This window comes from Gammaproteobacteria bacterium (genome assembly GCA_035501935.1).
Taxonomy (GTDB): Bacteria; Pseudomonadota; Gammaproteobacteria; order JAJPIJ01; family JAJPIJ01; genus JAJPIJ01.
The window spans coordinates 1-22798 of record DATJVC010000008.1 but is presented as its reverse complement, the minus strand read 5'-3'; the positions used below and the strand labels follow the sequence as shown (position 1 = coordinate 22798).

The 22798-nt window shown below is 62.1% G+C and carries 26 protein-coding genes and 1 tRNA gene; 6 read left to right on the top strand and 21 right to left on the bottom strand.

What is annotated here, in order from left to right; all coding sequences use genetic code 11:
- Positions 1–9 precede the first annotated feature (9 nt).
- Both VMH34_01750 and VMH34_01745 read right to left on the bottom strand, forming a co-directional pair.
- On the bottom strand, positions 10–555 hold the full coding sequence (locus tag VMH34_01750; GenBank protein ID HTT07502.1) for an HAD-IIIA family hydrolase: 546 nt from the start codon (positions 553–555) through the stop codon (positions 10–12).
- Positions 552–1565, bottom strand: coding sequence for a KpsF/GutQ family sugar-phosphate isomerase (locus tag VMH34_01745; protein ID HTT07501.1), 1014 nt, complete (start codon positions 1563–1565; stop codon positions 552–554). The genes VMH34_01750 and VMH34_01745 overlap by 4 nt, the downstream gene beginning before the upstream one ends.
- 186 nt (positions 1566–1751) lie before the next feature.
- On the opposite strand from VMH34_01745, the gene VMH34_01740 reads away from it, so the two are divergent.
- From VMH34_01740 to VMH34_01720, 5 genes are all read left to right on the top strand, one after another.
- Positions 1752–2783 (top strand): patatin-like phospholipase family protein, encoded by a 1032-nt coding sequence (locus VMH34_01740; GenBank protein ID HTT07500.1) that lies wholly within the window; start codon positions 1752–1754, stop codon positions 2781–2783.
- A gap of 92 nt (positions 2784–2875) precedes the next feature.
- Entirely contained in the window at positions 2876–3187 is a 312-nt protein-coding gene (locus VMH34_01735) for a pyrimidine/purine nucleoside phosphorylase (protein ID HTT07499.1), read from the top strand.
- Between the two features lie 27 nt (positions 3188–3214).
- Positions 3215–4240, top strand: a complete 1026-nt coding sequence (locus tag VMH34_01730; GenBank protein HTT07498.1) for a phosphotransferase — start codon at positions 3215–3217, stop codon at positions 4238–4240.
- 7 nt (positions 4241–4247) lie between these two features.
- Positions 4248–4928 carry a nucleotidyltransferase family protein gene (locus tag VMH34_01725; GenBank protein HTT07497.1) on the top strand — a complete coding sequence of 227 codons (681 nt, stop codon included), beginning with the start codon at positions 4248–4250 and terminating at the stop codon, positions 4926–4928.
- A gap of 342 nt (positions 4929–5270) precedes the next feature.
- Complete coding sequence (locus VMH34_01720) at positions 5271–7229, top strand: transporter substrate-binding domain-containing protein (GenBank protein HTT07496.1); 1959 nt, start codon at positions 5271–5273, stop codon at positions 7227–7229.
- Here the strand turns inward: VMH34_01720 and VMH34_01715 are convergent.
- The 19 genes from VMH34_01715 to VMH34_01625 all read right to left on the bottom strand — a co-directional run bounded on the left by VMH34_01715 (position 7204) and on the right by VMH34_01625 (position 22297).
- Positions 7204–7650: a hypothetical protein gene (locus tag VMH34_01715; GenBank protein HTT07495.1), complete on the bottom strand. Its 447-nt coding sequence runs from the start codon at positions 7648–7650 to the stop codon at positions 7204–7206. The genes VMH34_01720 and VMH34_01715 overlap by 26 nt on opposite strands.
- 27 nt (positions 7651–7677) lie before the next feature.
- Positions 7678–8358: a 7-cyano-7-deazaguanine synthase QueC gene (gene queC, locus VMH34_01710; GenBank protein ID HTT07494.1), complete on the bottom strand. Its 681-nt coding sequence runs from the start codon at positions 8356–8358 to the stop codon at positions 7678–7680.
- 5 nt (positions 8359–8363) lie between these two features.
- Positions 8364–9017, bottom strand: a complete 654-nt coding sequence (gene queE, locus VMH34_01705) for a 7-carboxy-7-deazaguanine synthase QueE (GenBank protein HTT07493.1) — start codon at positions 9015–9017, stop codon at positions 8364–8366.
- A gap of 78 nt (positions 9018–9095) precedes the next feature.
- Positions 9096–10133: a tol-pal system protein YbgF gene (ybgF, locus tag VMH34_01700; GenBank protein ID HTT07492.1), complete on the bottom strand. Its 1038-nt coding sequence runs from the start codon at positions 10131–10133 to the stop codon at positions 9096–9098.
- Between the two features lie 31 nt (positions 10134–10164).
- On the bottom strand, positions 10165–10701 hold the full coding sequence (gene pal, locus VMH34_01695; protein ID HTT07491.1) for a peptidoglycan-associated lipoprotein Pal: 537 nt from the start codon (positions 10699–10701) through the stop codon (positions 10165–10167).
- Between the two features lie 62 nt (positions 10702–10763).
- Entirely contained in the window at positions 10764–12071 is a 1308-nt protein-coding gene (tolB, locus tag VMH34_01690; protein ID HTT07490.1) for a Tol-Pal system beta propeller repeat protein TolB, read from the bottom strand.
- A gap of 6 nt (positions 12072–12077) precedes the next feature.
- Entirely contained in the window at positions 12078–12971 is an 894-nt protein-coding gene (gene tolA, locus VMH34_01685; protein ID HTT07489.1) for a cell envelope integrity protein TolA, read from the bottom strand.
- A 3-nt stretch (positions 12972–12974) separates the two neighbouring features.
- Entirely contained in the window at positions 12975–13379 is a 405-nt protein-coding gene (tolR, locus tag VMH34_01680; protein HTT07488.1) for a protein TolR, read from the bottom strand.
- Between the two features lie 81 nt (positions 13380–13460).
- Positions 13461–14135, bottom strand: a complete 675-nt coding sequence (tolQ, locus tag VMH34_01675) for a protein TolQ (protein HTT07487.1) — start codon at positions 14133–14135, stop codon at positions 13461–13463.
- On the bottom strand, positions 14125–14550 hold the full coding sequence (gene ybgC, locus VMH34_01670; GenBank protein HTT07486.1) for a tol-pal system-associated acyl-CoA thioesterase: 426 nt from the start codon (positions 14548–14550) through the stop codon (positions 14125–14127). The genes tolQ and ybgC overlap by 11 nt, the downstream gene beginning before the upstream one ends.
- Positions 14547–15596, bottom strand: coding sequence for a Holliday junction branch migration DNA helicase RuvB (gene ruvB, locus VMH34_01665; protein ID HTT07485.1), 1050 nt, complete (start codon positions 15594–15596; stop codon positions 14547–14549). Before ruvB ends, ybgC begins: the two co-directional genes overlap by 4 nt.
- Positions 15597–15602: 6 nt before the next feature.
- Positions 15603–16217 (bottom strand): Holliday junction branch migration protein RuvA, encoded by a 615-nt coding sequence (ruvA, locus tag VMH34_01660; GenBank protein HTT07484.1) that lies wholly within the window; start codon positions 16215–16217, stop codon positions 15603–15605.
- Positions 16214–16732, bottom strand: a complete 519-nt coding sequence (ruvC, locus tag VMH34_01655; GenBank protein HTT07483.1) for a crossover junction endodeoxyribonuclease RuvC — start codon at positions 16730–16732, stop codon at positions 16214–16216. Before ruvC ends, ruvA begins: the two co-directional genes overlap by 4 nt.
- A 24-nt stretch (positions 16733–16756) precedes the next feature.
- On the bottom strand, positions 16757–17506 hold the full coding sequence (locus tag VMH34_01650) for a YebC/PmpR family DNA-binding transcriptional regulator (GenBank protein ID HTT07482.1): 750 nt from the start codon (positions 17504–17506) through the stop codon (positions 16757–16759).
- Positions 17507–17543: 37 nt separating this feature from the next.
- Positions 17544–18197 carry an alpha/beta hydrolase gene (locus VMH34_01645; GenBank protein ID HTT07481.1) on the bottom strand — a complete coding sequence of 218 codons (654 nt, stop codon included), beginning with the start codon at positions 18195–18197 and terminating at the stop codon, positions 17544–17546.
- 38 nt (positions 18198–18235) lie between these two features.
- Positions 18236–19312, bottom strand: a complete 1077-nt coding sequence (gene nadA / locus VMH34_01640; GenBank protein HTT07480.1) for a quinolinate synthase NadA — start codon at positions 19310–19312, stop codon at positions 18236–18238.
- 3 nt (positions 19313–19315) lie between these two features.
- Positions 19316–19867: an NUDIX hydrolase gene (locus VMH34_01635; protein ID HTT07479.1), complete on the bottom strand. Its 552-nt coding sequence runs from the start codon at positions 19865–19867 to the stop codon at positions 19316–19318.
- Between the two features lie 10 nt (positions 19868–19877).
- Positions 19878–21665 (bottom strand): aspartate--tRNA ligase, encoded by a 1788-nt coding sequence (gene aspS / locus VMH34_01630; protein ID HTT07478.1) that lies wholly within the window; start codon positions 21663–21665, stop codon positions 19878–19880.
- Positions 21666–21940: 275 nt separating this feature from the next.
- Positions 21941–22297: a zinc ribbon domain-containing protein gene (locus VMH34_01625; GenBank protein HTT07477.1), complete on the bottom strand. Its 357-nt coding sequence runs from the start codon at positions 22295–22297 to the stop codon at positions 21941–21943.
- Between the two features lie 327 nt (positions 22298–22624).
- Between VMH34_01625 and VMH34_01620 the strand changes: the two genes are divergently transcribed.
- Positions 22625–22700, top strand: a tRNA-Lys gene (locus tag VMH34_01620).
- Positions 22701–22798: the final 98 nt, after the last annotated feature.

Genomic DNA, 22798 nt, shown 5'->3' with positions numbered 1-22798 from the left:
CGATCGGCATCAGAATTTGCCACCCGCATATCTTGCGGTCATGGCGGCCAGGCGCCCCTGGGCATCCAGTATGAAATCACACACCTCGCGCGCCGCGCCCCGGCCACCCGGCAATTGCGTGCACCAGTGGGCGCTGTCAAGCACCGCCGGGTGCGCGTCGGCCACGGCCACCGCCAGCCCGGCGCGCGTCAGCAGCGGCAGATCAGTCAGATCATCGCCGACACAGGCACACTGCACCGGCCGCAGATTCAACGCCGTCAGTAACTCCTGAAATATCGACAGCTTGTCGCTGTAGCCCTGGTACACGTAGCGGATGCCCAGCGCGCGCATGCGATCGGCCACGACCTCGGAACTGCGGCTGGTGACAATCGCCACCTCCAGCCCCGCCTCGCGCAACATCACCATCCCCTGGCCGTCGCGGACGTGGAATACCTTGAATTCCTGGCCGTTGGGGCCGAGCACCAGGCCACCGTCGGTGAGCGTGCCATCCACGTCGAACACCACCAGTTTGATCGCCGCGGCGCGTTTGCGCAGCGCCTTGCCTCCTTTGCTCACACCACCCCCGCGCGCAGCAGGTCATGCATGTTGAGCACGCCTTGCAGCGTTTGCCGGTCGTCGACAATCAGGAGCGCGTTGATCTTGTGTTTTTGCATCAGCGCCAGCGCCTCGGCCGCCAGTTGATCGGCGCGCGCGGTCTTGCCGTTGCGCGTCATGACCCCGCCCACCCGCACGCGGTGCACATCGATGCCGCCATCCAGCGCCCGGCGCAGATCGCCGTCGGTGAACACGCCCAGCACGCGGCGGTTCCCGTCCACCACCGCCGTCATGCCCAGGCCTTTCTGCGTCATCACCATCAGCGCGTCGCGCAGCAGCGTATCCTCCGCCACCGCCGGCATGTCATCGCCGGTGTGCATGATGTCGCTGATCCTGAGCAGCAAACGCCGTCCGAGACTGCCGCCCGGATGCGCCTGGGCGAAATCCTCCGGTGAAAAACCGCGCGCGTCGAGCAGCGCCACCGCCAGCGCGTCGCCCATCGCCAGCGCCGCTGTGGTACTGGACGTCGGCGCCAGACCGAGCGGGCAGGCCTCCTGCGCCACCGAGACATTGATCACGACGGTTGCCGCCCTTCCGAGCGTGGAGGCGGGGCTGCCGGTCAGCGCGATTAATGGCACACCCAGCCGCTTGATCTGCGGCAGCAGCACCAGCAATTCGGTGGTCTCGCCGGAATTTGATAATGCCAGCACGACATCCTTGGCCGTGATCATGCCCATGTCGCCGTGGCTGGCCTCGCCGGGGTGTACAAAAAAGGCGGGCGTGCCGGTGCTGGCAAGTGTCGCGGCGATCTTGCCGCCGATGTGGCCGCTCTTGCCCATGCCGATGACCACGATGCGGCCCGTGCAGGTGAGCATGCAGCGCACCGCAGCGGCAAAATTCTCATCCACCCGTGTCGCCAGCGCACCAATGGCCGCCGCTTCCGTTTCAATGACGGCCCGGCCCAGAATCAGTACACCAGATGACGCCGGCGTCGGCGATTTGGCCGCGCTGGAGGATTTGATTTTTGGCATGAGTGGTTGCGAAATCGGTTCTTGTGGACGTATTTCAACTGATCCCGCCGTTGGGCGCAAACCGGCGCTCGCAATTATTCGTTTAAGTAAATAAAACGGTTGTCCCATCATATAGTTGGTCAATAAGTACGCACTAATATCCCGAATGGCGTTGTGGTATTTGCTGCACTGCAATATGATGTTTGGATGATCCCGAATAACAACCTTAAGAGCACCAGCCTCGCCCTGCAGGGCGGCGGTTCGCATGGTGCATTTACCTGGGGCGTGCTCGACCGTCTGCTCGAAGACAATCACATCTGCATTGACGGCGTCAGCGGCACCAGTTCCGGCGCCATCAATGCGGTGGTGCTGGCCCACGGCCTGGCTTGCGGCGGGCCGGAAGCGGCGCGCACCGCCCTCCACCAGTTCTGGACCGGAATCGCCGAACTCAGTTCGCTCGGTGCTCAGGCAGCGCACCCGCTCGCGGCCTGGCGGAAGACCGCTTCACCCCTGCCCGCCTTGAAGTCTTATCTTGATTTGTACCAGGTCTGGTCGCCGTATGAGATGAATCCGCTGGGGCTGAACCCCATCAAGGATGTCCTGGCGCCGTTGGTGGATTTCGATCGCCTGCGCAGCAAGAACGCCATCCGCGTGTTCATCAGCGCCACCAATGTCCAGACGGGCAAGATTCGTGTCTTTGAAAACCACGAGCTTTCGCTCGACGCGGTGCTGGCTTCCGCCTGTCTGCCGTCCTTGCATCACGCGATCGAGATCGACGGCCAGCATTATTGGGATGGCGGCTATGCCGGCAATCCACCGCTCTTCCCGCTGATTTTCAACGTCAACTGTCCCGACATCACCGTCATCATGCTCGAGCCGCTGGAACGGAAAAAAGTGCCGACCACGGTGGCCGGCATACGCCGCCGCCAGCAGGAAATCAGTTTTAATACCGCGTTTCTGCGCGAGATGCGCGCCATCACATTGTGCAAGGAGCAGATTGAACAAAGCTGGTTTCCGGGCGGTAAGCTTGAGCGTCGTCTACGCCAGCTGCGCCTGCACATCATCGAGGCCAATGACATGATGCAGAAACTCGGCGCCGGCAGCCATTACAATACCCTGCCCTCGTTTCTAGGCCATTTGCGGGATGAAGGCCGGCAACGCGCCGGGATCTGGCTTGCGTCCAATTTCGACGCGCTTGGAGAACGTTCCAGCGTGGATTTGCCTGGATTGTTTTTGTAGCCCTCCGCCTTCCCGCCGTTATCACCAAGTTCCGTCCACGCAGCGGTATTTGCTACCATTCGTCATTCATTTCACTTCCGGATAATTTTTTCATGTCACGATTCGACAACGTCAGCATCATCAAAAAGGCCAATGTTTATTTCGACGGAAAATGCGTCAGCCACACCGTTTTGTTTGCGGACGGCGCACGCAAGACGGTGGGGGTGATTCTCCCGGGCAAACTGACCTTCAATACGTCCACCCCGGAGTTAATGGAGATCAACAGCGGCGTGTGCCGCGTGAAATTTGCAGGTTCGCCGGATTGGCATACTTTCAAGACGGGCGGGCAGTTTCGCGTACCGGGCAATTCGAACTTTGAAATTGAGACGCTGGAGACGCTAGATTATGTCTGCCATTTCGGCTAGAAACCGTTTCCCCCATCCGGCCCCCACGTGAGCACTGCTGCGGATTTCACCACTGCTGCTGACTCTCGGCTGGAGTCGTTGCGTCAATGGTTGCGGCAGGCGGTTGCCGAGCCGGTGCTGGATTTGCAGCCCGTTTCGGTGGACGCGAGCTTCCGCCGCCATTTCCGCGCGCAACTGCCCGGTCGCACCGTCATCGTCATGGACGCGCCGCCGGACAAGGAGGACTGCCGGCAATTCATCAAGGTGGCGGGGCTGCTGCATGCAGCGCGACTGCATGCACCGGAAATTCTCGCCCAGGATCTGGCGCAGGGGTTTCTGCTGCTGAGCGATCTGGGTACCCGGACTTACCTCGATGTGCTGAACAATGAAAACGCCGCTTCGCTCTTCCGCGATGCAGTCGATGCCTTGATTCTATGGCAGCTGGCCAGCCGGCCTGAAATCCTGCCGTCTTATGATGAGGCGCTGCTGCGGCGCGAACTCGATCTTTTTCCGGAATGGTACGTGGGGCGGCATTTGAAACTGACGCTCACATCGCGGCAACAGCAAATATTGACGGCGGCATTCACGTCGATCATCCGGCAGAATCTGTCGCAACCGCGGGTGTTCGTGCACCGCGACTACATGCCGCGCAATCTCATGGTAAGCGATCCGAATCCAGGCATTATCGATTTCCAGGACGCGGTCTACGGGCCCGTCACTTACGATGTGATTTCACTGTTCAAAGACGCCTTCATCAGCTGGGAGGAGGAGCAGGTGCTGGATTGGGTCATCCGCTATTGGGAAAAGGCCAGAAAAGCGGGACTGCCCGTGCCCGCGGATTTCGGCGAGTATTACCGCGATCTGGAATGGATGGGTTTGCAGCGCCATCTGAAGGTGCTTGGCATCTTCGCCCGCATTCATCACCGCGACGGCAAACCGCGTTATCTCAGCGACACGCCGCGCTTCGTGAATTACGTGCGTCATGCCGCCGCGCGTTATTCCGCACTGACGCCATTGCTCCGTTTGCTTGATGAACTGGAGAAGCAGACGGCGTTGAATCATCAGACCACATGACCCCCCCATGAAGGCGATGATACTGGCGGCGGGCAGGGGCGAGCGCATGCGTCCGCTCACGGACACGCTGCCCAAGCCGCTTCTCAAGGCGCGTGGCAGGACGTTGATTGATTATCATCTGGAAAAACTGGCGGCGGCGGGTGTACGGGAAGTAATCATCAATCATGGCCGCCTAGGCCGTCAGATTGAGCAGGCCGTGGGGACGGAATGCTACGGTATGAAAATCATCTATTCCGCCGAGGGTGACGAACCCCTGGACACCGGCGGCGGGATATTTCGGGCATTGCCGCTACTAGGCACGGGGCCGTTTATTCTGGTCAATGCCGACGTCTGGAGCGATATGGACTATGCCCGGCTGCCACAGGCCCTGGATGCCCATGCCCACCTTGTACTCGTCCCCAATCCCGCCCACCACATCGATGGCGACTTCGCCCTCAAGGGCAGATATATTTCGTTGGATGACGGACCGCGCCATACATACGGTGGGATGGGTGTTTTCCAAGCTGCGCTATTCGATGAATGCTCGCCAGGCCGCTTCCCTCTCGCACCCCTGCTCCGTCAAGCCGCCTCCCACGGCTTGCTGACCGGTCATCTTTATGAAGGGCGTTGGCTGGACATCGGCACGCCAGAACGGCTGCACGAGTTGGAGCAATCGCTGAAATTGGATGTCTTACCCATGGGAAGTTGAAAAAGGACGTGGTTGTTGCAACGCAATATCTATTCGTGTTAAACTTATTATATACATATTAACTCTTTGTTTTTCTTTTGTTATTTGTTCTGCAAGCTTGACTTGCATCGTCGTACCCCCAATAAAACTATAACGGAGTTGTTGATGACTAAGCGTAAACCGCTGGCCACTGCCGTTACTGCGCTATGCCTGCTCCTGGCGGGAAGCGATATTTCCCCAGGATGGGCGCTCGCGGTCCCCGCGTTCTCCCCAACCTATTGGGCACGATTCACTTCGTCTTCCTTCAACGCGCACCCGTCCCGTTCCGTTCCTGTCCCTGCACTCGGGATCGGCGATCTATCCGTGATCCGCCAGCATGGCGATCTGCGCGTGTTGATGCTGCGGGAACAGGGCGGCGAGGCCCTGGGGCGGGACATCGATCAGGAACGCGAAATGCTGCAAGGTTTCGCTTCCGATCAGAAACTCAAGCTCACCTGGCTGACATGCGATGGCCCGTCGTCACTGTTGTCGGATTTGGAACGAGGTCGCGGCGACGTCGTGATTGGGGATGTTCCGCTGCGCTGGCCAGGCAGCGGGGTGGAGCCGACCACCACGCTGAAACGCATTCGCTACGCCGCCGTCGCCCGCGCCCACGACGTGCGCGTGCTCGGCGCGCAAGACCTTGCGGGACTGCGGGTCGGATTGAACGCCGCCTCGCCCGTGTGGCCCCTGTTGCAACAGATCAACGCCGGCCATGCGCCTTTGCGCCTGGTTTCCCTCGCTGATCGCACGATGCAATCGGAGTTGCTCGACGGCCTGTCCAACGGGCTTTACGACTTCACGGTGATGGAAAGAAACCAGGCGGACAATGCCCTGCAAGCGCGGCGGGATTTGCGCATCGCCTTCGAATTGAATGGCGAGGAACCGGTATCGTGGCTGGTGCGCAAGAACAATCCGGTGTTGCGCGAGGCCTTGAACCGTCACATTAATCTGCACCCAATCGCCTGGCATCAACATGAAATTTATCAAAGCGATCTGGATTCCATCGAGAAGAGGCGGTTATTGCGGGTGATCACGCGCCCGGACCCGGAGAATTATTTCATCCGCAATGGCGAACGCGCCGGTTATGAATATGAATTAATCCGCGAACTCGCACGGCGCAAAGGCTGGCGCGTGGAATTTCTCATTGCCGACAATGAGGAGCAGATGCTGGCCTGGCTGCGCCAGGGTTATGGTGACGTGATCACCGCCCGCCTGGACGGCCGGCGGACGGAATCGGCCGCAGATCTGACAACGACACCGGTCTACAATTATGTTGCTCCCGTGCTGCTGGCGCGTACAGACATCGACGCGGCGGCGGCGACCCGGGGCCGCCGCGTATTGATTCGCCACAACAGCACGTTGGCGCGTGCCTGGCGCAAGGATCCGCTGGCCGTGCCTTCGGGGCTCAAAATCATCGAGACCGCGGATGATGAACCGTCGATGAACATGGTGAATGCGGTGGCTGGCGGCAGAGCGGAATACACCATCATCAATGCACCCGATTTGGCGATGGCGATGATCGCTCATCCAAATCTGAAACCGATCATGTCGCTGCCCGACCCCTACGCCTACCGATTTACCACCCGCGCCATTAACCCCCGATTGACCGCCGTACTGACCGATTTCCTCAGGCACGTGCAAGGCTCGGAATTTCATAATCTGCTGCTGGCCCGATACTTCGATAAAAATGAATTCCCCCCCAGGTCGAATGATCCGCTGTGGCGTCTGTCGCCCTACGATCAACTGGTGCGGCAGTATGCGGAACGTTACGGGTTTGACTGGCGGCTGATCGTCGCGCAGATGTATCAGGAAAGCCGGTTTGATCCGCGGGCCCGTTCAGTGCTGGGCGCCTGCGGCCTGATGCAACTGATGCCGGAGACCGCACAGACGCTGGGTTACCACGGCAATCTTGACGACCCTGAACTGTCGGTGCACGGCGGTATTCGTTATCTTGGCAATCTGCGGCGGCGTTTCGAGAACAGTCTGGCGGTTGAGGACCGGACATGGTTTGCCATCGCCGCCTATCACGCCGGTTTCGATCAGATCCGGGCGGCGCGATTGCGTGCCACGCGGCTGGGGCTGGATCCCAACCGCTGGTTCGGCCAGGTGGAGCGGGCCATGCCCGGCATGAATGCGCCGCGGGATGCGGTCCAGTCCTGGAGTAATACCACCGTCCGCTACGTGCGCGAGATCCGCTCGCGCTATGAAGCTTATCTGCAACTGCAGCCGGCCGCCGTTGCGGTGTCATCCGACATCAATTTTCGCCGGCCGCGTTCCTGATAGTCACAGTCCGGCATTCCCTCCTGCCATCCGGTGGCAAATTCCACGTCACTGACGCATAAACACACGCGCCCAAAAAAGCAGCCACCAATCCCAACGGGCTGAGCGGTCCGGGACGACCGGTGCCTGCGGCTTCGGCGAAAAACGCGGCGCCGAGCAAAGGGGCTGAAGACAGCGCAAGACCCGAGGCGGACAGGGCCGCGATGCGACGCCAACCCGCGGCGGGAAGCACGTACCGCAAACCGACGAGGAGATTAACCAGCCCGCCGAGCAGGACGTAGATATGCCGGGATCGGAACAAAAGCCGCAAGGGCATCTCCATGTCCGCCACCGGCGGCTGGTGGTGAATCATGATCTGTCCCGTGAACATGAACAAAACCAGCGTGGCGAGGCCAAACCAGCGATGCAAATTTCCGATCAAGCGCTCCATCTTTGATACGCGCGACGATCACCGGTAGTAGCGGGTGGGATCAGGAATACCGGCCTGGGCAAAGCCCATGATGCGGAAGCGGCAGGAATCACATCTGCCGCAGGCGCGGCCCTTTGCATCGGCCTGATAGCAGGAGACCGTGAGGCCATAATCAACGCCCAGTTTCGTTCCCGCCTCGATGATCTGCGCCTTGCTGAGTTCAATCAGCGGCGCGTGGATCGCAAGGCGCTGTCCTTCCACGCCCGCGCGCGTGGCCACTTGCGCCAGTGCATTGAATGCCTCGATGAATGCCGGGCGGCAATCCGGATAACCCGGGTAGTCCACGGCGTTGACACCGATGAAGATATCACGGGACTGCAACACCTCTGACCAGCCGAGCGCCAGGGCCAGCATCAGCGTATTGCGTGCCGGCACGTAGGTGATGGGGATGCCCTCGGTCGGGGTTTCCGGCACGGCGAGCTGCCGGTCGGTTAGCGCGGAGCCGCCGATCCCCGAGAGGTCCAGCCCCAGCACTTTGTGTTCGACCGCGCCCAGGCTCTGCGCGATCCGTCGCGCCGCGTCCAGCTCCACGCGGTGGCGCTGTCCGTAATCGATGCTCAGGCTGTAACAGGCAAACCCACGCGATTTGGCGATGGCGAGCACCGTGGCGGAATCCAATCCACCGGAGAGCAGGATCACGGCACGGTGTGGGGCGGCCATCGGCGTCACCTCCCCCGCTGGTTGCCCCAGAGATATTTATGCAGTTGGATCTGCAGGCGCACCGGCAGGTTGTCGGCAAGTATCCATGAGGCCAGTTCACGCGCGCTCAATTGCTCGTGGCTGGGTGAGAACAATACTTCGCAGCGCTCCGTCAGCTGATGCCTGCCAAGCTGGGTTTTGCACCATTCGTAATCGTCGCGATCGCAGATGACGAACTTGATTTGATCGGTTGCAGTGAGACAGGCGAGATTCTCGTACCGGTTTTTCCCGACTTCACCCGAACCCGGGGTCTTCAGATCGAGAATCTTCACCACCCGCGGATCGACGGCGGAGACATCGATGGCGCCGCTGGTTTCCAGCGACACGTCATAACCGCGGTCGCACAGTTCCTTCAGCAGGGCGTGGCATTTCTTCTGCGCCAGCGGCTCACCGCCCGTGACGGTGACGTAGCGCGTGCGATGGCGTTCCACTTCCTTCAGTATTTCCTCGATGCTGCGATTCTCGCCGCCGTGGAAGGCATAAGCGGTATCGCAATACAGGCAGCGCAGCGGGCAGCCCGTCAGCCGGATGAACACCGTCGGCAAACCCATGCGGCTGGTTTCACCCTGCAGGGAGAAGAAAATTTCCGTGACGCGCAGCGCGGGTTCGGTAAGCGACATGGTCATGGCAGAAAACAGGTTGGTGCAGAACGTGACAAAGCAATCCGGGGCGCACGCCGCGGATTATGCATCTACCTCTCAGGGTTTCTGCTCCATACGTATACGCTGCAGCCGCTGGTCCGCCATGTTCGCGGCAGTGGTGCCGGGGAAACGTTGCTTGACGTCCTCCAGCGTGGACTTGGCCTGATCGATCTGGCCCATCTCGTGGTAGCTGAAACCGGTCTTGAGCAGCACCTGCGACAGCTTGGTGCTCTTCGGATAGGCCTGGACGAATTTCTGGAATTCAGAAATCGCCGCGGGATATTGCTTGGAGACATAGTAGGCCTCGCCCAACCAGTATTCGGCCGATTCCGCATTCGGATGGGTGGGATAACTCACCAGAAAATTGTTGAGCACCGCGATGGCTTCGTCGTAGCGGTTGCGTTTGAGCAACTCGAGCGCTTGTTTATAATCCTGGTCCGGATTACCGCTCGTATTCGCCGTGCCGCCTGCCGGCGCCAATGCAGCGACATTGGTGCCGCCGCCCGGGCTGCCGGTTGGATTGGGAGGCGTTGCACTCGGTACCGGTTGATTTGATGGCTGACCGCCACCCGCAGCCGTTGCGGCTGGCGCGGTATTGGGCGCGGTGGCATCGCCACCGGCGTTGTCGGCAACAGCGGAATTTTGGGCCGGCGGATTCAGCCCCTGACCGCCAGCAGCCTGATTGGGAACAGGCGAAGCGGCGGCGGGAACAGTGGGCAGCGGCGGATTGGCGGGGGGCGGCATCGCCGCCGCGATGGCGGGCGCGCCGCCGTGATCCAGGGCCTGCAGGCGGCGTTCAAGGTCGTCGTAGAGTTTGGCTTGCTTGGCGTCCAACTCGTCCATCTGGTGTGACTGGGTTTCAACCTGGCCGCGCAGTTGGCGCACTTCCTCCTGCAACTTTTCCACCTGCGACAACAAATCCAGCAGGCCATTGCTCTGCACCAGATTTTCCAGCCGCCCCACGCGCGCCTCCAGATCGCCGCTGCCGGCGGCATGCACCACCGGGACATCCTCGCGCGGATCGGCGAGCGCAGGCAACGCCGCAAGCATGCCGAGCGCCATCGCTCCAAGTTTCATCATCCGGATGACGCCCATGGTCAGGCCCTCGAGATTTCCCGATTCCGCCTCACTTCGCGTAGATGATTTCTACGCGGCGATTTTTGCTGTAGGCGGCCTCATCGTGGCCGGGATCGGCGGGACGCTCCTCGCCGTAGCTCACAGTGCGGATTTGATCCGCCGCCACGCCCAGCAACACCATCTGCTTCTTCACCGCCTGTGCGCGGCGCTCGCCGAGGGCAAGGTTGTATTCACGCGAACCACGCTCGTCGGCGTGGCCTTCCAGCGTCACGATCAGATCGTGATTGCCGGCCAGCTTGGCGGCATGGGCCTCGACCACCGGCCGGTCGTCGGCATGAACATCGCTGCTGTCGTAATCAAAATAGACCACCGTTCTCGACAGCGGGTTGCTGGCGCCCTCCAGAGCGTTGCCTTGCAAATCGCCCGAGCCGGGGACGGCATGTGCCTTGGCATTCTTCTCCTCGTCGCTCAGGCCCGTTTTGTCGACGACGGCGGCATTGCCTTCCTTGGTGCTCTCGCTGGAACAAGCCGCCAGCACAAACAGGGTGATGAACATCAACACTAACGAAATCATGGGCTTCAGCATCGTTCCCTCCTTATCACTCACTCTTGAGTTACCGTCGGACGTTGGGTTCCTGTCATCTGCGATTATTTGCGGAACGGCCCCCAAGCCGGTTCGCGGACTTCCGCACCGGCCGGTGAGGCGAGTCGCTGCCGTACCCGGCCGTCGACCGACACCGCCGCCAGCTCGGTGCCGCCAGTCCCGGTGGTGGAATAAATGATCATGCTGCCGTTCGGGGCAAAGCTTGGCGATTCATCGAAACGGCCGCTGGTTACGGTATTGTACTGGCCTGATTTCATATTCAGCACCGCAATGTGATCGCCGTTGTCGTCCCGGTGCACCATCGCCATCATATTGCCATCGGGCGAATATCTGGGACGGACATTATAACCTCCCGCATTGAAAGTAATACGCCGGACCTGCGAATTCGCCAAGTCCTTCTCATAGATTTGCGGTTGACCGCCGCGATCCGAGGTGAAGGCCAGCCGGCCGCCGTCCGGCGACCATACGGGTTCGGTGTCGATGGCCGGTTCGGTAGTCACGCGCTGGAACTGTCGATCGGCCAGCGTCAATACATAAATGTCCGGATTGCCCTCGGCGGAGCGGGTCATCGCGAGCCGGGTGCCATCGGGAGACCACGCCGGCGCGCTGTTGATGCCTTCGCCCGCGGCCACCGCCTCGCGCCGCCCCGTACTGATGTCCTGCACATAAATGGCCGAATTGTGACCCTCGAAGGACACGTAGGCGATCCGGCTGCCGTCCGGCGACCATGCCGGAGACAGGATCGGCTGCGGCGACTCCAGCAGTACCTGGGGGTTGTAACCATCGGCGTCGGCGATTTCCAGCTTGTACTGTTTCTTGTCGGCGGCCAGTTTGTGCACGGTCACGTAGGCGATGCGCGTGGCGAACGCGCCCTTCTGGCCCAGCAACTGCTCGTAGATGATGTCGGCGATCTGGTGCGCCGTGAACCGCAGGCGCGCAGGCGAGCTGTTCAAGCGGTAGCCGGTCAACTGCCGGGTGGTATAGACATCGACCAGCCGGAATTCGACGTCGGCGCCGCCGCCGGCGGCGTCCACCTTGCCAATCACCATGTGCGGCATGCTCAACCGGCGCCAATCGTCGAAATGAATCTCGTTGAAGTCCGCGGGACGGCTCACCATGTCCTGCGGCGGCATGGGGGCAAACCGGCCGCTACGCTCCAGATCACCGCTGATCACCGCCGCCACGTCCACCGGCATGTTGGGATCGTTCGCGCGGAACGGCACCACGGCGATTGGCAGTGGTTTTTCGACGCCCTTGTCGATGACCACGTCGAACTGCGCCTCCTCGGCCCCGACGGCCGCGGCGCTCAACCATAACAGGCCGCACACGGACAACAATATTTTTTTCTTCATCTACGGCTACCTCGTGGGATGAAAAATAAAATTGAAGGCCCGCATCTTATCAAACACGCGCGGGTCGGCCGGCACCGGCAGGGGCTGCGCCGCGAACACGGCGGTGTTGGCCTGTTGATCGAAGGCCGGATTACCGCTCGATTCCACAATTTTCGCCTCCAGCACGTCCCCGGCCGGACTCAAGCGCACAAATATCTTGCAGGACAAATCCTGCTCCGGCACCGGGTTGATGAACACACCTTCTATCTTGTCCTTGATCTGGGCCGCATACTGATCGATGAGACTCTTGTCCGCCTTTGCCTGTTCCTGCGCCTCGCGCGCCTTTTCCGCGGCATCCAACTCCTGTTGCCGTTGTTTCTCCAGCTCCTCCGCTTCCTGACGTCTTTGCGCCTCCAGCGCCTTCTTTTTTTCCTCGGCCTGGCGTTTCTTGTCCGCTTCCGCCTTGCGCTTCTGTTCCTCGGCCTGTTTCTTCTCATCCTCCAGCTGCTTTTTCTCGGCCAGGGCCTTCTGCTTTTCCGCTTCTATCTTCGCTTTTTCCTCTTCCTGCTTCTGTTTTTGTGCTTCGACCTCCTTCAGACGCTTCTGTTCCTCCTCTTTTTGCTGTTTGAGCTTTTCCTGTTCCTGTTTCAAATCCTCAATCTTTTTTTCCTCCGCCTTGCGCTTTTCCTCCAGGGCCTTTTGCTGGTCCAGTTTTTTCTGATCCTGCTCCCGCAGTTTGTTGATCTCCGCTTCGACCTTGTTCTGATCGACGGCCACGGCGTTCATGACCCGGCTCGACGGCGGCGTGATGACCTGCGGTTTGTTGAAGTGCAGGCTGACCATCAGCAGGATCAGGGCGGCGACGTGCAGGGCCACGGCCCATACAAACGCCTGAAAGCGATCGATGCGTGGCTGTTGCAAAACTCACTTCCCCGGTTTTTCAGGCGATTCCGTCAACAGTCCCACGCCGCCGACGCCGGCGCTGCTCAACGCGGCCATCAGCTCCACCACCCGTCCGTAGGGCACGTTGCGATCCCCGCCGACCAGCACCGGAATGCCGGGCGTGTATTTGGCGAGTGCACTGACGCGTGTCAGCAATGTTTCGAGATCCACGGGCTTCTTCGGATCATCGCCGAAGTTGATGTAATAGCGGCCTTCCGCGTCCACCGTAATCATCACCGGTTCCTTGTTGCTGGTATCGACAACCTCCGAAGGCGCCTGCGGCAGATCGACCTTGACACCCTGGGTCACCAGCGGCGCCGTGACCATGAAGATGATGAGCAACACCAGCATGACATCGATGTACGGCACGACGTTCATGTCGGACATCAGTTTTCTCCGACGGCTGCGTTGCGCCATGTTCACTTCATCCTTAAACGTTTGTTCTGCCGGTAAGGGTTAAGCGAATCGCTAAACATGCGCCTGACGTTGCAAAATCGAGGAAAATTCCTCAAGGAAAATATCGTAGCGACTGTACAATCGCTCAATGTCATTGGCGTAACGGTTGTAGCCGATGACCGCGGGAATGGCGGCGAACAGGCCCATGGCGGTCGCGATCAGCGCCTCGGAGATGCCGGGCGCCACCATCGCCAGCGTCGCCTGATGCACGTTGCTGAGCGCCTGGAAGGAATTCATGATGCCCCACACCGTGCCGAACAGGCCGATGTAGGGGCTGACCGAACCGACCGTCGCCAGAAACGGCAGGTGCGTCTCCATATCCTCGATCTCGCGGTTCAATGCCACCCGCATGGCGCGCTGCGCCCCCTCCAGTATGGCCATGGGCTGTATGCCCTCGCGTTTGCGCAACCGCGCGAACTCCTTGAACCCGGCCTCGAAGATCTTCTCCATGCCGCTGGGCTGGCGGCGGCCCTGGTTCAGGCGTCCGTAGAGCGCCGCCAGATCGTCCGCGTTCCAGAAGCGGGTTTCGAATTCCTCGGCGTTCTTGCGCGCCCGGTTGAGCAGGCTGCGCTTGGCGAAGATGACGGTCCATGACCACAGCGAGGCGAACAGCAGCACCGCCATCACGAATTTGACGAGCCAGCTGGCGTTCAGCACCAGGCTGGCGATGGAGAAATCAACTTGCATGTTCGATCTCCGCACGCAGATTGTCGGGCAGGGGTTTCGGTCTGAAGGTTCGCGCGTCCACGCAGGCCACGGTCACCGCCCCCTGGCACAGGAGGGTATCATCCCGGCGCAGGACGCGCTGTTGAAACTCCAAACTGGCCCGCGCTGGATTGATGATTTTGCTCATAATCCTCAATTGTTCGTTGAACCGCGCTGGTCTGAAATACTCGACGGTGAGCCGCCGCACCGGAAACACAATGCCGGCATCGCGCAGCAACTGATCCTGTTCAAATCCCAGTTGCCGCAGCCATTCCGTGCGCGCCCGCTCCATGAACTTGAGATAATTCGCGTAGTACACCACACCGCCCGCATCGGTGTCTTCGTAATAGACCCGCACCGGCCAGACAAATTCCGCCGATCGGCGGCGCTGCTTCAAGCACCCTCCTCCTTGAACAAATCCGCGTCAAGCGGCGGCTCGCGCGGCGGCGTGAGGCCGAAGTGCTGCCAGGCGCCGCGGGTGGCCATGCGCCCGCGCGCGGTGCGCATGAGATAACCCTGCTGGATGAGAAACGGTTCGATGACGTCCTCGATTGTACCGCGCTCCTCGCCGATGGCGGCCGCCAGGCTGTCGATGCCCACGGGCCCGCCGTCGAATTTTTGCAGCAGGGTCAGCAGCAGCTTGCGATCCATCATGTCAAATCCCAGCATGTCGACATTGAGCAGGTCCAGCGCGCGCTGGGCGACCTCGCTCTCGATGCGCCCCTGCGCGCGCACCTCGGCATAATCGCGCACCCGGCGCAGCAGCCGGTTGGCGATGCGCGGCGTGCCGCGCGAGCGGCGGGCGATTTCGCGCGCGCCCTCCGCGTCGATCTCGACGTTCAGGATGCGCGCGGAGCGGCTGACGATGGCTTCAAGATCGACGGGGGTGTAGAACTCCAGCCGCTGCACGATACCGAAACGATCGCGTAACGGCGAGGTCAGCAGGCCCGCGCGCGTGGTGGCGCCGACCAGGGTGAAGGGCGGCAGGTCGAGTTTGATGGCGCGCGCCGCCGGTCCCTCGCCGATCACGATGTCGAGTTGAAAGTCCTCCAGCGCCGGATAGAGCACCTCCTCCACTACCGGGCTCAGGCGATGGATCTCGTCGATGAACAGCACGTCGCGGGGCTCGAGATTGGTCAGCAGCGCCGCCAGATCGCCGGGGCGCTCGAGCACGGGGCCGGCGGTCTGGCGCAGGTTGACGCCAAGCTCATGGGCAATGATGTGCGCCAGCGTGGTCTTGCCCAGCCCCGGCGGCCCGAAGATCAAGACGTGATCCAGCGCGTCGCGCCGCTTTGCCGCCGCCGTGATGAAGATCTCCATCTGCTCCTTGACCGGCGGCTGGCCGACGTAATCTCGCAGCCGCTTGGGGCGGATCTGCTCCTCGAACACCGCCTCGTCCGTCTGCGCCACCGGCCGGATCAGTGAATCTGCCTTGTCGGTCATGATCGATCAGCCGCCGCTGGCGCGGGCGACATTTTTCAGCGCCTCGCGGATCAAGGTTTCACTGTTCATGCCGGCCCCGGCCACGGCGTGCACGTGCCGGCTGGCTTCATGAGGCCGGTAACCCAATGCAATCAGCGCGCTCACCGCGTCCGCCACGGCGTCATGCGCTTCGCCGGCGTCACTCGTCGCGGCGAGGGAGGCCTTCGCGGCCAGCTCCCAGTCCCTGAGCCGGTCGCGCATCTCCACGAGCAGGCGTTCGGCCGTCTTCTTGCCGATGCCCGGAATGCGCGTCAGTTGCGCCAGATCGCCCCCCTGTACGCAGGCGGCGAATTGATCCGCGTCCATGCCGGAAAGAATCGCCAGCGCCGTGCGCGCGCCGATGCCGTTGACCTTGAGCAGGCTGCGGAACAGACCGCGCTCGCGGTCGGTGGCGAACCCGAACAGGAGATGGGCGTCCTCGCGCACGATCAAATGCGTGAACAGGCTGATGTCGGAGTCGAGTTCCGGCAGTTTGTAGAACGTGGTCATCGGTGCCTCGACCTCGTAACCCACGCCCTGCACCTCCAGTACCAGGAGCGGCGGGTGTTTCGCGATCAGCTTCCCCCGCAGCCGGCCGATCACAGCCACCGCCCCGCACGACTGCCGGTCAGCTGCGGCATGCGCCGCAAGCCCTCGCGCGTGTGGGCGTGGCACACCGCCACCGCCAGCGCGTCCGCCGCGTCGCTCTGCGCCTGTGCGTCCAGGCGCAGCAACATTTTGATCATGTGCTGCACCTGCACCTTGTCGGCGCCGCCGCGGCCGACGATGGCCTGCTTGATCTGCGCCGGGGTGAATTCATGCACCGGCAGGCCGCGGCTGGCGCCCGCCACGATGGCGGCGCCGCGGGCCTGACCGAGTTTCAGCGCGGAGTCGATGTTGCGCTTCACGAAGACCTTTTCAACAGCCATTTCATCCGGTCGGAATTGATCGATGACTCCGCATAATGCCTCAAAAATGGCGTGGAGTCTGACGGCCTGCTCGCCCTGCGGGGTGCGGATGCAACCGTTGGCGACATGCTCGAGCCGGGAACCCGCGGTGCGTACGAGGCCGTAGCCGGTCACCCGAGAACCGGGATCCACGCCCAGGATGCAGATCAATCCACCGCTCCAGGGGCGCGGAATTTATGCTGACAGTCGCGCCAGCACCGCATTGTTGATCGCCGCATTGGAATACACCTTTTGCACGTCGTCGAGGTCCTCGAGCAATTCCAGCAGTTTGATCATTCTTTCGGCCTGTTCGCCATCCACCGATACCTGTGTCGCGGCGCGCATGGTGATCTCCGCGCGATCGGGCGGCAGCCGTGCGGCCGTCATCGCGTCCTTCACCCCGCCGAAATCATCCGCCGCGGTGATCACCTCTATACCACCATCCTCATCGGTGATCACGTCCTGCGCACCGGCTTCCAGCGCCGCTTCCATGATTTTTTCCTCGGACGCGCCGGGTGCGTACCCAAGCACGCCGCACTTGCTGAACAGATACGCCACCGAGCCGTCGGTGCCCAGATTGCCGCCCCCCTTGGTGAAGGCGTGGCGCACCTCACCGACGGTGCGATTGCGGTTGTTGGTCATGCAATCGACCATCAGCGCCACGCCGCCGGGTCCGTAACCCTCGTAACGCACTTCCTCGAGCTGCTCGCCGCCGGCCTCGCCGGTGCCGCGCTTGATGGCGCGCTCGACGGTGTCCCTGGTCATGTTGGCCGACAACGCCGCGTCGATGGCGGCACGCAGGCGTGGATTGGAAGCCGGATCCCCGCCGCCGGTCCGGGCGGCAACGGTGATCTCACGGATGAGTTTGGTGAACAGCTTGCCGCGCTTGGCGTCCTGCGCGTTCTTGCGATGCTGGATATTGGCCCATTTACTGTGCCCGGCCATGAACAACCCCTGAAGACGGTGATATCGAATCGAAATTTTACCATTTCACCGCGGCATCGTGTTGAAAATGGCCGTGGCGCAGGAAGCTTGCGACCTGCGCGGCGACGGCGGGCCGGAGCAAAAGACCGGTGTGCGACACCGGCATGACGATGTGGTCGGTCATGCCTTCGAGCCGCGTTTCCTCGACCGCGACAGTGCCGTCGTTGGGCTGCGGCAGTCCGGGCAACAGCCGGCCCAGGCCCACCGGCAGCATGCCGGCCACCGAGCCCAGTGACAGCGGCCTCGGCCACGGCGGCAGGTCATCGCCCAGCAGGCCCCGCTCCAGGCTGCGATTGAGCAACTGCCGGCCGGCTGGAAAGCGCGCCAGCAACCGCGCCGTGGCGCTCGCCCGGTGCGGCGTGCCCAGGGTCACCGCCCGGCCGAATCGGCCCGACAGCCCCTGGGCGGCGGCATGCCGCAGCACCAGCCCGCCCAGACTGTGCGCCACCACATGCATTCGCCAGGTGGCGATGTTGTGTATGAACCGGCGCAGGGCCACGGCATTTTCCGCCGGCGATTTGGCGCGCGTGGGATAGGAAAACAGATGGGTTTCATATCCGGCCAACTCGAGTTGCAAGGCCAGCGGCAGCATGATCGCGCCGCGCATGAACAGGCCGTGCACCAGGACCACCGCCTCAATGTCCGCGGCCATTTCGTACTCTCGAACCTATGCTGATTGATACGAAGCGATTAAGCAGAGCCGGCGCCCAGCACCTGCCGCTTGCGCGCCCGCGCAAAATCGAGCATGCGCTCTATCGGCACCACCGCGCGGCGGCGGACGTCCTCGTCGATGAGAATCTCGCCCTCGCCGGTTTCCAGCACGCGCGCGAGATTGCGCAGCCCGTTCATCGCCATCCACGGGCAGTGCGCGCAGCTGCGGCAGGTGGCGCCGTGCCCCGCCGTCGGCGCCTCGATGAACTCCTTGTCCGGCGCCGCCTCCTTCATTTTGTAGAAGATGCCCTTGTCGGTCGCCACGATGAAGCGTCTGGCGTTCATCTTCCTCGCGGCGCTGATGAGCTGCGTGGTGGAACCCACCGCGTCGGCGAGCGCGATCACCGGCGCCGGAGATTCCGGATGCACCAGCACCCTGGCGTCCGGATACTGCCTGCGCAGCGCCGCCAGTTCCAGCGCCTTGAATTCCTCGTGCACGATGCAGCTGCCGTTCCACAACAGCATGTCGGCGCCGGTCTGCCGCTGGATGTAGTCGCCCAGATACTTGTCCGGCGCCCACAGGATCTTTTCGCCCTGCTCGTGCAGGTAGCGCACGATGTCCACGCCGATGCTCGAGGTCACCATCCAGTCGGCGCGGGCCTTCACCGCCGCGCTGGTGTTGGCATAGACCACCACCACGCGATCCGGATTGGCATCGCAGAATTTCGAGAATTCCTCCGGCGGGCAGCCGAGATCGAGCGAGCATTCCGCCTTCAGCTCCGGCATCAGCACGCGCTTCTCCGGATTGAGGATCTTCGCGGTCTCGCCCATGAACCGCACGCCGGCCACGATCAGGGTCTGCGCCTTCGCCTCGTGGCCGAAGCGCGCCATGTCCAGCGAATCCGACACGTAGCCGCCGGTTTCGCCGGCCAGTTGCTGGATGTTCGGATCGGTGTAGTAATGCGCCACCAGCACCGCGTCCTGCTCCTTCAGCAGCCGCTTGATCTTTTCGCGCAGCCGCTCGCGCTCACCGGCGCCGAGCGACTCAACGACCGTCGGCGGCACCTCAAAGCGGGTGCTGTGCGGATGAATAATCGAGGGTATCGGCGGGCTCATTCGTCACCTGCGCTGCGAATGCCGTTGTTTCGATCGCTTTGCGCCTACTTTACTCCGCGGGCCTGCCGCCTGTCTGCGCTTTGCATTTCCTCCGACTTTTGACTGGCCCGGAGGCGGCGGGTTCTTGCCGAGACGGGCCACGGCCATCTGGATGATGTCCCGGTGATCGAAGGCCAGCGGGGGCAGGCGCTTGAGATCGTGCCAGCGCGCCGCGTCCGCGTCGGAGCCCGCCCGTGGCTCGACCGGGCCGCCCGGCAGCAGGCCGTAATACGCCACCGTGATCACCCGCTCGCGGGGGTCGCGATCCGCGCGGCCGAACGCATGCAACTGCTGCAGCATGGGGGCGTGAATGCCGGTCTCCTCCAGCAGTTCGCGCAACGCGCAGTCGATCAAATCCTCGCCCGCGTCGAGAAATCCGCCCGGCAGCGCCCAGCATCCCGCATACGGATCGTACGCGCGCTGAATCAGCAGCACCTTCAACTGCCGGCGATCGCGTGCGAACAGCACTACATCCGTCGTCACCGCTGGGTGCGGATGGTCGCAGGTGTACGGCATGGGGTGTGCCTCAGACTTCCGGCTTGCCCGGCGGGCGGTGCAGCTTGATATGCAGCTCGCGCAGCTGCTGTTCGCTCGCCTCCGAGGGCGCGCCGGTCAGCGGGCAGGTGGCGGTCTGCGTCTTCGGGAAGGCGATGACGTCACGGATCGACTGCGCGCCGGACATCAGCATGACGATGCGATCGAGGCCGAAGGCGATGCCGCCGTGCGGCGGGCAGCCGTAGCGGAAGGCCTCGAGCAGGAAGCCGAATTTCTCCTGCGCGGCCCGTTCGTCGATGCCGAGCAGATTGAAGACGGTCTGCTGCAGGGTCTGATTGTGTATGCGCACCGAGCCGCCGCCGATCTCGGAGCCGTTCAGCACCACGTCATAGGCCTTGGCGATGGCCTCGCCCGGCGCCGCCATCAGCGCGGCGTGATCGAGGTTCACCGGCGAGGTGAAGGGGTGGTGCATGGGGTCCCAGCGCCTCTCGTCCTCGTTCCACTCGAACATCGGGAAATCGACGACCCACAGCGGCTTCCAGCCCTCCTGCACCAAGCCGAGGTCCTGCGCGACGCGCACGCGCAGGTTGCCCAGCGCATCGTTGACGACCTTGTTCTTGTCGGCGCCGAAGAAAACCAGATCCCCGGTCTGCGCACCCGTGCGTTGCATGATGGCGGCGATGGCGTCGTCCGGCAGGAACTTGAGGATGGGTGATTGCAGTCCGTCACGGCCCCTGGCGGCATCGTTGACCTTGATGTAGGCCAGACCCCTGGCGCCGTAGTTGGCGACCCAGGACGTGTAATCGTCGATCTGTTTGCGCGACAGCCGCTCGCCAGCGGCGGGAACGCGCAGCGCGGCGATGCGATGGCCCGGTGAATTCGCGGCCGCGGAGAACACCTTGAACTCGACCTGCTTCAGCAGATCGCCGATCTCGACCAGCTCGAGCGGCACGCGCAGGTCCGGCCGATCGGTGCCGAAGCGCCGCACGGCCTCGGCGTGCGTCAGGCGCGGGAACGGATCCGGCAGCTCGACGCCGATGGCCTCGCGGAACAGCGTACGGACCAGGTCCTCCATGATGGCGGTGATTTCCGCGACGTCCAGGAAGCTCGTCTCGATGTCGAGCTGCGTGAACTCGGGCTGACGATCGGCGCGCAGGTCCTCGTCGCGGAAGCAGCGCGTGATCTGGTAGTAGCGATCCATGCCCGACATCATCAGCAGCTGCTTGAAGAGCTGCGGCGACTGCGGCAGCGCGAAGAACTTGCCCTCGTGGGTGCGGCTCGGCACCAGGTAATCACGCGCGCCCTCCGGCGTGGCCTTGGTGAGCATGGGCGTCTCAAACTCGATGAAGCCGTGCGCGTCGAGATAACGGCGCATGATGCCGGCGACCCTGGCGCGCAGCATGAGGTTCTTGCGCATCTGCTCGCGGCGCAGGTCGATGTAGCGGTACTTGAGGCGCGTCTCCTCGTTGACGCCCTCCTCGTCGATCTGGAATGGCAGGGCCTCGGCGGGGTTGAGCACCTCGATCGCCTTCGCCAGTATTTCAATCTCGCCGGTGGCAATGTGCGGATTTTCAGTGCCCGGCGGGCGGCGGCGCACCCGGCCGGTGATCTTCAGCACGTATTCATTGCGCACCTTCTCGGCGACGGCGAAGCCCTCGCGCCCGTCCGGATCGAACACCACCTGCACGCGGCCGGCGCGGTCGCGCAAATCAATGAAGATGACGCCGCCGTGATCGCGGCGGTGATGCACCCAGCCGCAAATCGTGACGGTTTGATCCAGTTGCGCGGCGGTAACCTCGCCGCAGTAATGACTACGCATACCCGCCTCTGTCATTTATTAAAGGGGCTCTTTCCGGCCGCCGATCGCGCTTGCAAGCCGGGTCGGGGCGGGAATGTTACGGGCAGGGCGGCGGCGGTGCAATCTGTTTATATAGCCGGCCCTTAGCGGGGCGGCGAGTTTACTAGAAACTGTCTCAAAATGTTGTCAGAACATGCAAGCCGTTCGTGCTGAGGTATCGAAGCACGGACGACTCAAATACTTAGGTAATTTTCGCCCTTCGATACCTCAGGGCGAACGGTATTTTGAGATAGGTTCTACTCCGCGGCGCCCTTCTTCTTGTCGCCTTCCTTCTTCGCGGGCCTGGCTTTGGCCTCGCTCGCGGGCTTGGTCTTGGTCTCGCTGGGCTTGTCCTCTTTCCCGGTGCCTTCGGTCTTCTTCTCCCCGGGGGCTTTCCCCTTGTCCGCTTCCTTGTCCTTGCCGGGGGGCTGCTTGTCGCGGAAATCGGTCACGTACCAGCCCGTGCCCGTGAGCTTGAAGCCGGCGGCCGACACCAGTTTCTTCAACGTCCGGCGCCTGCACCTCGGGCATTGCTTGAGCGGCCTGTCGTTGATGGACTGCATGACTTCCACCTGCTTGCCGCAGGCGGAACAGGCGTATTCGTAAATCGGCATAAGTCCAATCCCAACATATATAAATGTGACTGGCTCAGAAAGATGAGGGGAAAGAGGCTGAATTTCAAGTGCGAACGCTGCGGTCGGCTTCCTTGCTGCAGGGGCTTGGGGTATCATCGCCGCCCTTCGCGCACTGTCCCATGGATGACTTTATTCAGTGCGAATCAAAGAACCCCTGACTAAATCAGAGGTTCTGCAGTGCAGGGAGGCACTGCCATTTTCAATAGCCGTCAGGTGATTGAAAATGGAGGAAAGCTAAAACCACGTTTTTTTGCTTTACGTGCTCTGAGAAGTCCAGGATGGACTTATTCAGAGCCCATCAAACACGGGCCGTGAGCTCAGTCGGTAGAGCAGCTGGCTTTTAACCAGTTGGTCGCAGGTTCGATTCCTGCACGGCCCACCAGTTCTTACATAAACTTACACGTCAGCATGTACATTCATCCTTGCGGAGTGTGCCAATTTTGTGTCCTCAATTCGGCTCGCCGCATGTTTAAGATGGTC

What these genes read in the sequence shown, in the direction of transcription:
- tolR (HTT07488.1), bottom strand. Translation starts at nt 13,379, where the DNA reads ATGTCCGACATGAACGTCGTGCCGTACATCGATGTCATGCTGGTGTTG.
- pal (HTT07491.1), bottom strand. Translation starts at nt 10,701, where the DNA reads ATGCTGAAGCCCATGATTTCGTTAGTGTTGATGTTCATCACCCTGTTT.
- VMH34_01745 (HTT07501.1), bottom strand. Translation starts at nt 1,565, where the DNA reads ATGCCAAAAATCAAATCCTCCAGCGCGGCCAAATCGCCGACGCCGGCG.
- VMH34_01735 (HTT07499.1), top strand. Translation starts at nt 2,876, where the DNA reads ATGTCACGATTCGACAACGTCAGCATCATCAAAAAGGCCAATGTTTAT.
- VMH34_01645 (HTT07481.1), bottom strand. Translation starts at nt 18,197, where the DNA reads ATGGCCGCGGACATTGAGGCGGTGGTCCTGGTGCACGGCCTGTTCATG.
- tolB (HTT07490.1), bottom strand. Translation starts at nt 12,071, where the DNA reads ATGAAGAAAAAAATATTGTTGTCCGTGTGCGGCCTGTTATGGTTGAGC.
- queE (HTT07493.1), bottom strand. Translation starts at nt 9,017, where the DNA reads ATGTCGCTTACCGAACCCGCGCTGCGCGTCACGGAAATTTTCTTCTCC.
- VMH34_01725 (HTT07497.1), top strand. Translation starts at nt 4,248, where the DNA reads ATGAAGGCGATGATACTGGCGGCGGGCAGGGGCGAGCGCATGCGTCCG.
- ybgF (HTT07492.1), bottom strand. Translation starts at nt 10,133, where the DNA reads ATGGGCGTCATCCGGATGATGAAACTTGGAGCGATGGCGCTCGGCATG.
- aspS (HTT07478.1), bottom strand. Translation starts at nt 21,665, where the DNA reads ATGCGTAGTCATTACTGCGGCGAGGTTACCGCCGCGCAACTGGATCAA.
- tolQ (HTT07487.1), bottom strand. Translation starts at nt 14,135, where the DNA reads ATGCAAGTTGATTTCTCCATCGCCAGCCTGGTGCTGAACGCCAGCTGG.
- ruvB (HTT07485.1), bottom strand. Translation starts at nt 15,596, where the DNA reads ATGACCGACAAGGCAGATTCACTGATCCGGCCGGTGGCGCAGACGGAC.
- VMH34_01650 (HTT07482.1), bottom strand. Translation starts at nt 17,506, where the DNA reads ATGGCCGGGCACAGTAAATGGGCCAATATCCAGCATCGCAAGAACGCG.
- queC (HTT07494.1), bottom strand. Translation starts at nt 8,358, where the DNA reads ATGGCCGCCCCACACCGTGCCGTGATCCTGCTCTCCGGTGGATTGGAT.
- VMH34_01635 (HTT07479.1), bottom strand. Translation starts at nt 19,867, where the DNA reads ATGCCGTACACCTGCGACCATCCGCACCCAGCGGTGACGACGGATGTA.
- nadA (HTT07480.1), bottom strand. Translation starts at nt 19,312, where the DNA reads ATGAGCCCGCCGATACCCTCGATTATTCATCCGCACAGCACCCGCTTT.
- VMH34_01625 (HTT07477.1), bottom strand. Translation starts at nt 22,297, where the DNA reads ATGCCGATTTACGAATACGCCTGTTCCGCCTGCGGCAAGCAGGTGGAA.
- VMH34_01740 (HTT07500.1), top strand. Translation starts at nt 1,752, where the DNA reads ATGATCCCGAATAACAACCTTAAGAGCACCAGCCTCGCCCTGCAGGGC.